Origin of the sequence: Halorubrum saccharovorum DSM 1137 (assembly GCF_000337915.1) — an archaeon.
GTDB classification, from domain to species: Archaea; Halobacteriota; Halobacteria; order Halobacteriales; family Haloferacaceae; genus Halorubrum; species Halorubrum saccharovorum.
Genome location: NZ_AOJE01000069.1, coordinates 58,658 through 68,524, shown reverse-complemented (window position 1 = coordinate 68,524; position 9,867 = coordinate 58,658). Strand labels below are relative to the sequence as shown.

The window sequence follows — 9,867 nt, the reverse complement described above, 5'->3', positions numbered from 1 at the left end:
TTCCTCGTCGTCGTACGCGAAGTCGTCCGACGAGACGTTCACGGCGAAGTCGCCACGGTTGGAGTCGAGATCGAGATCAACCGTGGTGTCACCGGCGTTGTCGACCGAGTCGTCAACGAACTCCGTGCTCAGCGTCTGAACCCGCAGCTCGAAGGTGTCGTCGAGACCCGGCCGCCGCGGCAGGTCATTCCCGGAATCGTCAACGAAGTAGTCGCCAGACTGATAGCTCGCCGTACTGAACGTGACCTGATCAGTGGACACGTCCGAGAGGTCGGTCACGAACTGACTGTTGGTGACGTCACCGCCGCTGGTGTCCGTCACGCGGCGCAGCTCAAGCTCGTCCGACGTGGAGATCGTGTCGTTCGCGAAGGTCACGTCCTGACCCTGGAACNGGCGCAGCTCAAGCTCGTCCGACGTGGAGATCGTGTCGTTCGCGAAGGTCACGTCCTGACCCTGGAACGGGTTCGCAGGCGAGTAACCTTCATCAAGGCTGAAGAGACTCAGAGCAGCACTCTGACTCGTCGTCTCACTATACGACGGTCCGCTAAATGCTTCAACAGGCGAGTTATCGCTGCCCTGTGCTGCCTGAGTGTCATTCAGAAGATTGACTGTCGACGTGACAGTGAGATCGTCACCATGACTATCTGCGCTGGAAGCGAAGGTGACGACTACGTCGATCTCGACAAGAGTGTTGTCGTCGATGGCGAGCTCATCTACAGAGTCGCTGTCGTGATCACTGTTAGACGCATTTCCAGTAGCGCCACCGAAATCGCTGAACTGGACATCACTCAGGTCGGAAACCGAGTTATTGGTAGCGATGCCAGCTCCATCGATCTGTAGCTGGATCTGGTCAATATCAGCGGCATCGATGGCGCCAGAGGAGCCATCAACACTGATATTATCCACATACGTCTGATTGCCGTTACTACTCGTGTCCTCAATGATGATCGTCTGGACCGTTCCAGACGCACCAGGGTCAGCGGACGAAGCAGTGCTATCCTCATTCAGGGTAGCACCGCCGCTCGCAGCAGCTGCCGGGGCTGCCGCGAAGCCGACCGCAACCATGGAAACCACCATGATAGCCGCGAAGAAGACCGAACTGGCCTTCTTGCGTGTGTTTGTGTCGTTTGTCATTGTTGTTGTGTGTCTGCGTCGCGCTGGCAGCTTTCTCCGTCGCCTGTCGCCCGATCGTCGATCGACCTACACTGCGTCGAGGGCGCCACCGGACTCGGCTGTGGATAGTTACGTACCACGCGTTGCATCGGATAGGGGTACTGCGTCCGTAACACACACCGGTTCTGGTAAATACTTTGTGTCTACGTCGTGCATGTGAAACCCTACCAAATTGGCGGCTCGGAGCGTCAGACGCCGGATCTCGATCTCGCGGGTTCGGCGTCGTACGGGGTGTCAGCGGGCGTTCGTGTCGACCTCCCGCGCGTCCGAAACGTTTAGACGGGGTGAACGCGATGAGTGAGATGGGAGCGCCCAGCGGACGACGCACGCGACTCTTTGGTAGGGGTACCGCGTCGTCCACACGGTTTTCACGCTCGTGAGCGACGGGTTTCGCTCGCGCGCGGTCCACTCTGGTGGTCGCCTTCGCGTTCCCCGATGACCGAACCGACGCTGAGACGCCGCGATCCCGCACGACCCGCGCTCACGCACGACCCGCGCTCACGCACGACCCGCGCTCACCGATCACCGCACGCGCGGCCGGATCGCTTCGGGGCCGCCCGCCGCCGAAACCGCGCGGCTTCGCGGCGCGTTCGGGATCCTCGACGGCGACGCGCGGTCGCCCGCGTGCGAACAAGCGTTGATTGGCGAATATGAGCGGGACCCACATCGACACCGCCCGCGACTTGGCATGCCGCGACTGCCGGCCGAAGCGACGGTGTTCGTTGAAACCGACAGGCCGCAACGCTGCGCCTGAAATCCCGTGGTGGGTTATTCTTCCGCGTCCACGCGGCGGGTGAGGCCGATCGGAAACTCTCATTCCCGGAATGATGACAGTTCTGCGAAATATTTATCATGGATTTCCATGATAGGGGGACTTACCCCGACGGAGAGTTCGGGGGGTGCTAGAGAGATATGAGCGAGTCAGATCAAACGGACGACGTGGGAGCCAAGGGTGGAAAAGCGGCAAGCCGTCGCAGAGTGCTGCAAGGACTCGGCGCTGTCGGGGTAACCAGTTCCCTCGCGGGACTCGGGAATGCCCAGTCCGGACGGGGCAGAGGCAGGGGACGGGGCAAGGGACGGGACAACGGGAAAGAGAAGCCGCAGCGTGGACCGGGAGAAATTCCGATCTCCACGCAGTTCTGGACGTACAACAACTCCGAGTTGTCGGTCGCGGATCTCATCTATGAGAGCGCCAACGCGGGCTACGATACCGTCGAGCCGTATTATATCGACGACGAGGAGGCGGTCGCCACCGCACTCGAGGAAACCGGGCTCGAACTGTCGAGCGCCCACGTCGGCATCGGGACGCTGGAGGACAATTTCGATGCGACGATCGACACGTACGATGAGTTCGGTGCCGACGCGCTCATTCACGCCTACAAGGGCGGCGGCACCTGGGAGAGCGAGGACGCGATCGTCGAGTGGGCCGAGCGCGTCAACGAGATGGCGGACCGGGTCGCCGAAGAGGGGATGGAGTTCGGCTATCACAACCACGACCAGGAGTTCCAGACGTTCGACGGCAGGTTCGGGTTCGATATCTTCGCCGAGCACGTCAACGACAACGTCCACCTGCAACTGGACGTTGGATGGGCCCTCGTCGGCGGCGCCGACCCGGTCGCGCTCCTCAACAGACACCGCGACAAGATCGGGTCGCTCCACATGAAGGACATGACCGCCGACGGGGAGTTCACCGAGATCGGCGAGGGAGACGTCAACATGAACGCACTCGCGAACGTCGCCCGGAAGAACACGGACGTCGACTATCTCATCTACGAGTACGACGGCGCGCCCGAGCCGATGGACTCCCTGTACTACGGCGCGCAATACCTCGAACGAGCGAACGGCCCGACGGATCGCGACGGCGTTCCGTCCGAGGAGTGGCCCCCGCGTGTCGTGCCGGGAGAGGAAGGGCTAAGCGGCGATCCGCCGTCGGATGCGACCGTTCTCTGGGACGGCGCCAAGGCGACCCTCGACGGCTGGGAGCACACCGACGGGAGCGATGCGGAGTGGAGTGAAAACGAGGAGTACTTCGCGGTGAATCTCGGCTCCGGCAGCATTCGAACGGAGGAAGCGTTCGGCGACAGTCACCTGCACCTCGAGTGGCGCGTCCCCGAGGAGTACGACGGCTACGTCGACATCGACGAGGGGGGCGACGGCCAGACACCGGGGAACAGCGGCGTCTTCCTGATGGAGACCTACGAGATCCAGGTGCTCCAGAGCCACGACAATCCCACCTACCCGAGCGGCTACGCCGGGTCGTTCTACCTCGCCTCGCCCGAGGGCGGTGCCGTGCCGCTGGTCCTGCCGATCAACCCGCCCGGCGAGTGGAACGCGTACGACATCGTCTGGCGCGGTCCTCGGTTCGACGACGGGGACCTACTGCGGTATCCACAGCTGACGGTGTTTTTCAACGGCGTCGCGATCATCAATCACTTCGACGTCCCCGGACCCAACTACTGGGTGGATCTGTTCGAAGACGACTTCGATAACGACACCAACCCCCACCCGCAGGACGAGGACGGGACCTTCCTTGAGGAAGCGCCCCTCATGCTGCAGGACCACGGGGCTGCGACGGACGAGGTGCACTACCGAAACATCTGGTACCGCGACCTGCCCGAGTCGCCCGTCGAAATCGACGATCCGAGCGCCCTGCCGGACTACGACAGCGAACGGGGCGTCTGGGAGGAGCGCGAGGAGTGGCCGGACCGCGACGCCGCGACGGATCCCGACCACCCGGACCACCCCGAGCAGATCGAGTCCGGCGAGGCGCCCGGCGATCCGCCGGGCGACGCCGACGTGTTGATCGACGACGAACTCACGCTTGAGCCGGGTGACGGCGACTGGACGAGCGACGAGGAGTACGGCGACGCACAGATCCACGTCGAGTTCCGCATCCCCGAAGGCGTCGAAGGAGAGGGTGCGGACCGGGGCAACAGCGGCGTCCTGACGTTGGGACAGTACGAGATCCAAATCGTCGACACCTACATGAACGACGTCGACGCCGACGAGTGGACCGGCGCCTACGTCGATCAGGCAGCACCCCACCACGACGCCGCCCGCCGCCCGGGAGAGTGGCAGCAGCTCGACATCGTCTGGCAGGGGCCGCAGTTCGAGGAGGGCGAACTCGCACAGGAGGCGCAGACCACCGTGTTCCTGAACGGCGTCGCAGTCCAGACGCGACTGCGGGTCGAGGGGCGAAACGCCGACGGCTCGCTCGACGAGTACGAGCCCCACGCCTCGGAGCTGCCGCTCCGCCTCGCGGAAGAGGGTAGCGAGGTGCAGTTCCGCAATACCTGGGCGCGATCGCTCGACTGAGCGCCTCCGGCTCACCCGTATTATTTCGGAGAGAGACGAGCCCAGACTCACCCTTTGGGCGGACCCCCTTCGGGTGGAGGTCGAGCGGACGATTTCCCGAAGAGCAACGGTCGGCGACGGGGGTGACGTTCCGTCAGCTGTGCGGACCTACTCTTCGTCGGCGTCGTCTGCGGCGTCGTCCGCGGCCTCGCCGGCGTCCTCGTCGGCCAGCCGCCCGAGCGTCTCCCGGGCGTTCTCGACCGCAGCCTCCTTCTTCGCGGGGTATGCCTCGACCTTCGCGCGGACGGTGATCCCGGGGCCGAGCCGGACCTCGCCGCGGAACGCGGCCTGCTTGTCGACGCGGAGGAACAGCGCGCAGTTGTCGTCGACCCGCTGGTCGAGTTCGTCGATCACGCGGTCGACCTCGTCGAGCCCGGAGAGCCGGTCGAGGACGTGGCGCATCCCGTCCGCGTTCTCGATTCGAGCCGAGAGCACGACGATCCGGTCGCCGTGGTGGCCGACGTTCTCGACGCGGTCAAGTTCGGCGTCCTCGGGAAGGAACGTTCGGAGGGCGTCCGCGACCCGCTTTTCGTCCTCGGTGGCGTACGCGAACGCCCGGAGGTCGACGTAGTGGAAGGGGACTTTGGCCATGCGGGTCGGAAACGGGGCGGTTACTCCTCGCTCTCGACGGCGTCGAGGGCGTCCTCGGGGACGCCGGTCTCCTGTCCGTCCTCGAAGCTGACCGTGTAGGTCGCGTCGCCGAACATCGTCTCCATGACCTGCGTGATCGTGCCCGTCTCGCCGTCGTACTCGCTGTGTTTGTCGTGGAGCACGACTTCGTCTTCCTTCTCGAAGCTCATACGCCAACCTTCCGCTGGCACGCTTAAAAGCGCCCGGATTCGCAGCGATCGGTGACGGCGATCGCCGCGCGGGAGACCGCCGCCGCTCCGGCCCGACCAGTCACCACGCCGCCAGGAGCGCCGCGCCGAGCGACACCGCCAACACGACGGCGACGACCACCGAGACGACCGCGCTGTCGAGCGCGAGCGCGATGGCGACCCCCGCGGCCAACGCGAGAAACGCGGCGATCGCCCCGGGCACGCCGCCCCGCTCGATCAGCCGGTCGATCGCGGTCGCCGCGCGCTGAGACGGCGAGAGCTCCGGCGGGCGCTCCGGGGGCTTCGCGAACGCCTCGTCGACGGCGACCTCGTCGGGCGCGGTGTCCTCGGGGGGCTCGATCCGGAGGTCCACGTACCGGGTGTTCGAGCCGTAGCCGGTGACGATCTTCAGCTTTCCCCGGACCGGCTCGGCCACGTCCGCGACGCCGACGTGGACGTGTCTCGTGGCCTCGTCGGCGACGAAGTGGTTCGTCTCGTCGACCGAGACGACCCGATCGAGCTCGTCGCCGAAGTGCAGGTGGACGTGCGTGGAGCGGCCCGCGTTTTCGAGCGAGACCGCGAACGGGCCGGTCGCCTCGAACCGGTCGGGGGCCCCGATCGAGTGGACCGCGTCCCCGTTCAGTTCGACGGAGAGTGTCGACACATACGGGTCGACGCACTCACACTAAAAAAAGATGCAGTACGGGAGAGGGAAGATGCCGCGGCACGGGAAGGGGTGACCCGGCGCGGCACGGGCAGAGGTGACCCGGCGCGGCACGGGCAGAGGTGACCCGGCGCGGCAGCGGGGGACTACTGCGGCACGGGAGGAGCGATGGCGCGTCCTACGCCGCCTCCTCGCGCATGTCCGGCGGGAGGAGGTTCGGGATGCCGTCCTCGATCGGGTAGGCCTCGCCGCACTCGGTGCACGTCAGCGTCCCCGCGAGGATCTCCTCGTCGTCCCGGTCGTCGACGTCGAGGTCCAGGTCGGCCTTGTCGAGCGGACAGCAGACGACGTCCATCAGGGATTCCTTCATGCCGCGTCGTTCGCGCGGGCCGTTAAAAAAGCGTGCGGGTTGGCGAGCGAGGCGGGACGGAGCGTCCGGGCGCGCCCGGAGAGCCGCACCTCGATGGCAACGACTTTGCCGGTCCGTCACGGCCGGCGAGGTATGGGGATCCCGTCGGAACGGATCGATCGGCTGTTCGCGCTCGCCCGCGAGGCCGTCGTCGACGACGAGTACGACCGCGCGCGGGAGTACGTCGCGCTCGCGCGCCGGATCGCGGAGCGGAACCGCAGTGGCGTCCCCGCCGAGTTCTCCCGGAAGACCTGCGACGACTGCGGCGTCTACCTCCGACCGGGGAAGACGAGCCGCGTCCGGCTTCGCCCCGGACGAGTGGTCGTCCGCTGTCGCGAGTGCGGGTCGACCGCCCGGTACCCCTTCGAGTGACCGACTGCGACGATCCCGCGTGCCCCCGCGGTCCCCCGCTTCGCTCTCGGACCGCGAAAGCGTCAGCGTTTATGGCTCGCCCCGCGTTCTCGCGACAATGAGCGTCCCCTGCGTCGCGGTCGAGCGCGAGCGCGGCGAGGCGGTCCGCGAGCGGCTCGCCGACGCCGACGCCCTCGACGGCGACCACGAGATCGCGGTCGACGGCGACACGATCTACATCCCGGTCGCGGACCCCGAGGCGGTCCCCGACGACCTCGCGGCGACGATCGTCGAGCGCGACGCCGCCGAGCGCGACCGCCCGCTGACCCCCGCCGCGATCCTCGGCTACGACCCCTCGCTGGAGCGGCTCGGCGACATCGTCATCGTCGACGAGGACGACGGCGAGCGCGCCCGCGAGATCGCCGACGCCGTGATGGCCTCCGACGTGCCCTGCGAGACGGTGCTCAACCGAGCCTCTCCCATCGAGGGCGAGCTGCGCGTCCGGCGCTGGGACGTGCTGGCGGGGAACGGCACCGAGACGGTCCACCGCGAGTACGGCCACGAGTTCCTGTTGGACGTGGCCGAGGTGTACTTCTCTCCACGGCTCGCCACCGAGCGCCACCGCGTGATCGAGCAGGTCGCCCCCGACGAGACGGTCGTCGACATGTTCGCCGGCGTCGGCCCCTACGCCGTCCCGATGGCCGCGCGCGGCGCCGAGGTGGTCGCCTGCGACCTCAACGGGCGCGCGGTCGAGTACCTCCGAGAGAACGCCGAGCGCAACGGCGTCGCCGACCGCGTGACCGCGATCGCCGGCGACGTGCGGGAGCTCGCCGACGAGCACACCGACACGGCCGACCGGCTCGTGATGAACCTCCCGCACTCCGCCGGCGAGTTCCTCGACACGGCGGTTCGGCTGGCGGGCGACGACTGCGTGATTCACTACTACGACATCCAACACGAGGACGACCCGTTCGGTCCCGGCGCGCGGGCGATCCGCGAGGCCGCCGGCGACGCGTACGACGTGAGCGTCGAGACCGAGCGCGTCGTTCGGTCGTACGCGCCACACGAGTACAACGTCTGTCTGGACGTTCGCCTCTCGCGTGCGTGAGCGAGCCGTCCGTCTCGGCGGCGGCGCGCTTCGGTGCGGCGTTACAGAACCGGCGTACAGCGTGACTGCCGCCCCACCCGGGGAACGCGGCGGGTCGGGGCGGCTGCGGGCCCGTCACATGACAAGAGTCCACGGCCGCGAAGTGGTCGGGACCAGAGGCGATTTTGCGCTTGGCACGTCGGAGACGTGAGTCACACGTCGGCCGTATCGGATCGCTGATGGGGGTGTCGGCCACGTCGGGTCGCGGTGGGGATCACGACCGACGAGACGACCAACGCCCGGTACGGGCTCCGACCGGGCAGACACCGTCGGGGGAGTCGATCCCCGCCATCGCGGCACACGATCGGTGCGATCACGGTTCAATCGAAGTTCGAACACGTATATATGCTTTTTCCTTATATTCATGTGATAAACTCCTACTCTACACACCGATCCGACTTATCTGGAGATTATTTCGAAACGAACGCGCCCGATACGGCTGTCGCGATCGACAGGGAGGGGACCGGTCGGTGTCGCGTGATCTTGCGGACCGTGGCGTCGCGGTTTCGGAACCCTTATTTTGCCGTTCGGGAATGATCAGATGCGCGCCGGGGTAGCTCAGCTGGCAGAGCGATTCCTTCGTAAGGAATAGGTCGAGGGTTCAAATCCCTCCTCCGGCTCTTTTGACGGAGCGAAATGGAGTCGAAGAGCTGTGAGAGGGATTTGAATCAGGGAGTGAAGCGCAGCGGAACGACCGTGGTTCACAATCCCCTCCTCCGGTTCTTCTGACGGACCAACGCGAATCGAAGAGCCACCGGTGAGTTCGGGGAGCGGAGCAACACGGGAGTCGCTTCCGGGTCGGCGCTTCCGGGTCGGCGCTTCCCGGATCAGCGTTCCGACCCGGGGCGACGGGACGACCGCGCGTCTCGTGACCCGGATTTACGGCCGAAGAGCCCCGTGGGTTCAGACGACGATGCATTACGAGGCCCTTCGCTCCCGCCTCGCGGGGGAGCTCGACTACCGCGACGTGATCGCGCTCCCGGACGGGAGCGTCGATCGGTACTACGGCGTCGCGGACGCCACCGGTGATCGGGTCCCGACGCGCTCCGAGTTCGTCGACCGGATCTCCGCCGACGGGGTCCGGTCCCTGAAACTGACCCCCGAGTCGGTCCGGCCGGGTGGACAGGCGGTGAACGCGGCGCGACAGGTGTCTGTCCTCGGTCCCCGCGTAACGCTGTACGGCCATCTCGACGACCCCGTTCTCGACGCGTTCGCCTTCCCGACGGTTTCGATGGGCGCGCCGGCGACGGTCCACGTCCTCTCCTTCGACGAGCGGGACCTGATGCTCTCGGTCGAGTCCGACGCCCTCCGCGAGTGGCGCGTCGAGGACCTCTTCGCGGCGATTCCCACGGATCCGGACGAGTGGCTCTCCGACGAGGTGGTCGTGCTGCAGAACTGGGTCGGGGTGACCGGGATGACGGACGCCCTCCGGACGCTCGCCGACGTTGATCTCGGCGAGGCGACGGTCGTCTTCGATCCGGGCGGCGTCACCGCGTCCGCCGACGAGCCCGTCCGGGCGCTCTGCCGGGCGCTCGGGACGCTCGCCGCCGAGACGGAGGTCGTTCTGACGGCGAACGACGGGGAGCTCGCCCGCCTCGCCGACGCCGTCGGCGTCGACGCGGCAAGCGTCGAACGCGAACCCGACCTCCGGGGCGAACTGGGCGTCGACGCGGTCGTCCTCCACGACGAGCGCCGCGCCGTGGCCGCGACGGGGGAACTGACCGTGGTCGAGAACTTCGAGGCGGAGCGCGTGTCCCGGCGCACGGGCGCGGGCGACCGGTTCGACGGCGCGCTCGCGACCGGGCTGGCGGCGGGGCTCCCGTGGGCTGAGTGTCTCGCGCTCGGCAACGCGTGTGCGACGTACTTCGTCGAACAGGGGCAGACGGCGACGCGACGAGACGTGCGCTCGCTGCTCGCGCGGCGAGGCGACCGGTGAGGCTCGCGGCTCCCC

8 protein-coding genes and 1 tRNA gene are annotated in these 9,867 nt (G+C 66.8%); 5 read left to right on the top strand and 4 right to left on the bottom strand.

What is annotated here, in order from left to right; all coding sequences use genetic code 11:
• Nucleotides 1–2,334: 2,334 nt before the first annotated feature.
• Nucleotides 2,335–4,488, top strand: coding sequence for a family 16 glycoside hydrolase (locus C471_RS14410; protein WP_004050213.1), 2,154 nt, complete (start codon nucleotides 2,335–2,337; stop codon nucleotides 4,486–4,488).
• Nucleotides 4,489–4,635: 147 nt separating this feature from the next.
• Here the strand turns inward: C471_RS14410 and C471_RS14405 are convergent, their stop codons facing one another.
• The 4 genes from C471_RS14405 to C471_RS14390 form a co-directional block, all read right to left on the bottom strand.
• A complete protein-coding gene (locus tag C471_RS14405) occupies nucleotides 4,636–5,118 on the bottom strand; it encodes an RNA-binding protein (protein ID WP_004050212.1) in 483 nt (160 codons plus the stop codon).
• A gap of 20 nt (nucleotides 5,119–5,138) precedes the next feature.
• Nucleotides 5,139–5,327 (bottom strand): hypothetical protein, encoded by a 189-nt coding sequence (locus C471_RS14400; RefSeq protein WP_004050211.1) that lies wholly within the window; start codon nucleotides 5,325–5,327, stop codon nucleotides 5,139–5,141.
• Between the two features lie 100 nt (nucleotides 5,328–5,427).
• Entirely contained in the window at nucleotides 5,428–6,009 is a 582-nt protein-coding gene (locus C471_RS14395; protein ID WP_004050210.1) for a DUF7524 family protein, read from the bottom strand.
• Between the two features lie 178 nt (nucleotides 6,010–6,187).
• Nucleotides 6,188–6,379 carry a methytransferase partner Trm112 gene (locus C471_RS14390; protein ID WP_004050209.1) on the bottom strand — a complete coding sequence of 64 codons (192 nt, stop codon included), beginning with the start codon at nucleotides 6,377–6,379 and terminating at the stop codon, nucleotides 6,188–6,190.
• Nucleotides 6,380–6,511: 132 nt separating this feature from the next.
• Here C471_RS14390 and C471_RS14385 point away from each other — a divergent pair, with 132 nt between their 5' ends.
• The 4 genes from C471_RS14385 to C471_RS14370 all read left to right on the top strand — a co-directional run bounded on the left by C471_RS14385 (nucleotide 6,512) and on the right by C471_RS14370 (nucleotide 9,852).
• Nucleotides 6,512–6,790, top strand: a complete 279-nt coding sequence (locus C471_RS14385; protein WP_004050208.1) for a ribonuclease P protein component 4 — start codon at nucleotides 6,512–6,514, stop codon at nucleotides 6,788–6,790.
• A gap of 97 nt (nucleotides 6,791–6,887) precedes the next feature.
• Nucleotides 6,888–7,877 (top strand): class I SAM-dependent methyltransferase, encoded by a 990-nt coding sequence (locus tag C471_RS14380; RefSeq protein ID WP_004050207.1) that lies wholly within the window; start codon nucleotides 6,888–6,890, stop codon nucleotides 7,875–7,877.
• A 586-nt stretch (nucleotides 7,878–8,463) separates the two neighbouring features.
• A tRNA-Thr gene (locus C471_RS14375) sits at nucleotides 8,464–8,536 on the top strand.
• A gap of 293 nt (nucleotides 8,537–8,829) precedes the next feature.
• Nucleotides 8,830–9,852 (top strand): carbohydrate kinase family protein, encoded by a 1,023-nt coding sequence (locus C471_RS14370; RefSeq protein ID WP_004050206.1) that lies wholly within the window; start codon nucleotides 8,830–8,832, stop codon nucleotides 9,850–9,852.
• Nucleotides 9,853–9,867 lie beyond the last annotated feature (15 nt).

Coding starts and splice junctions, on each gene's coding strand:
- C471_RS14405 (WP_004050212.1), bottom strand. CDS start 5,118: ATGGCCAAAGTCCCCTTCCACTACGTCGACCTCCGGGCGTTCGCGTAC.
- C471_RS14400 (WP_004050211.1), bottom strand. CDS start 5,327: ATGAGCTTCGAGAAGGAAGACGAAGTCGTGCTCCACGACAAACACAGC.
- C471_RS14390 (WP_004050209.1), bottom strand. CDS start 6,379: ATGAAGGAATCCCTGATGGACGTCGTCTGCTGTCCGCTCGACAAGGCC.
- C471_RS14385 (WP_004050208.1), top strand. CDS start 6,512: ATGGGGATCCCGTCGGAACGGATCGATCGGCTGTTCGCGCTCGCCCGC.
- C471_RS14380 (WP_004050207.1), top strand. CDS start 6,888: ATGAGCGTCCCCTGCGTCGCGGTCGAGCGCGAGCGCGGCGAGGCGGTC.
- C471_RS14370 (WP_004050206.1), top strand. CDS start 8,830: ATGCATTACGAGGCCCTTCGCTCCCGCCTCGCGGGGGAGCTCGACTAC.